This window comes from uncultured Campylobacter sp. (genome assembly GCF_937949835.1).
Classification (GTDB): domain Bacteria; phylum Campylobacterota; class Campylobacteria; order Campylobacterales; family Campylobacteraceae; genus Campylobacter_B.
Map to the genome: position 1 here is coordinate 1 of NZ_CALEDC010000211.1, position 1,461 is coordinate 1,461.

Sequence of the window (1,461 nt, forward strand, 5' to 3'; positions counted from 1 at the left end):
AAGCCGATCAAATTTTTATTAGACATTGCAAGCAGCGAGGACGTGCAAGGGTAGCCGCACCGATGGCGGTGCGAGTACGAAAAATTTAACAAAACGCGGCGCAAGCCTGAAGCGTGATGTGTAAATTTAAAGCGAAATTTATCCGAAACCTAACCGTGAGCGAGCGCGAGATAAAATTTTACTCAAACGTCCAGCGCGTGAGAATCCGCTAGCGGACGCAGACTATTTGTAAATTTTAAAATTTCACTCAAATGCCGAGCGTAGATTTAGATGCGGGATGATCTCAAGCTCTGCGGGCGCCGTAAATTCCTTTTTACGCAGCTTTTCTATCGCCGCGCGCGCGATCATAGCGGCGTTGTCGGAGCAAAATTTCATCGGCGCGAAAAGTATCTCGCAGCCCGCCCGCTCGCACAAATCCGTCAAAAGCCCGCGCAGATGCAGGTTTGCGCTCGCTCCGCCCACGACGCCGAAGCGCGCAAAGCGGCGCAGCTCAAAGATCCGCTGCAATTTATCCAGTATGTGCACGCACGCCGCGTCTTCAAAGCAGCGCGCCAGATCGCGCATCGCCCGCTCATCCAGCTCGCCCGCCTCTTTTAGCTTCTCTATCTGCACGCGCACGGCGTTTTTAAGCCCCGAAAAGCTATACTCCAGCCGCCTGTCGCCCTTTAGCGGCACGGGCAGTTCAAACCTCGGCTCGCCGCCTTTTGCAAGCTCCTCGATGAGCGCGCCGCCGGGGTAGCCGAGGCCTAGCATTTTGGCGATCTTATCGAAGCTCTCGCCGAAGCTGTCGTCGCCGGTGGTCGCTAAAATTTCGATACCCCCCGCCGCGCCGATATCCAAAACCATCGTATGCCCGCCGCTAACGAGCAAAACGCCCATCGGAAATCGCGCCTCGCCGCCTAAAAACAGCGAGTAGACGTGGCCTACGAGATGATTTACGCCGATGAGCGGCAGATTTAGCGCGAGCGCGAGCGCTTTTGCCATATTCACGCCGCCGATCAGGCTCACGCTGAGCCCCGGGGTATTGGTCGCTGCGACGGCGCTAAGCTCGCCAAAATAGGGTTTTGCGCGCTGCAAAATCCGCGGCAGCGCCTCCGTATGCAGCCTCGCGGCAAGCTCGGGCACGACGCCGCCGTATTTGGCGTGATCGGTCTCCTGGCTTATTTTTTCGTAAAATTTCAGCTCGAAACTGCGCTCATCCATCACCGCGACCGAGCTGTCGTCGCAGCTGCTCTCAATAGCAAGTATCACACAAAATCCTTAAAATTTTTCGCTCATTATACTCAAAAATCGGCTCTGCGGCGCGGATGAAATTTTAAAATTTAAAACGGCGCGCTTTAAATTTTGTCTTTATCGCGACATACTTCCGCTCGCGGGGCTAAATTTTAAAATTATCAGGTAGAATTTATTGCAGTCTTGGAATTTTGTAGCGCAGGAGGCAGCAAAAGCGCATAATTTCAG

The 1,461-nt window shown here is 53.8% G+C and carries 1 protein-coding gene; it reads right to left on the reverse strand.

Going from position 1 to position 1,461, the window contains the following annotated elements; all coding sequences use genetic code 11:
• Positions 1-243: 243 nt before the first annotated feature.
• Positions 244-1,251, reverse strand: a complete 1,008-nt coding sequence (gene tsaD / locus Q0256_RS04885) for a tRNA (adenosine(37)-N6)-threonylcarbamoyltransferase complex transferase subunit TsaD (RefSeq protein ID WP_297960609.1) — start codon at positions 1,249-1,251, stop codon at positions 244-246.
• Positions 1,252-1,461 lie beyond the last annotated feature (210 nt).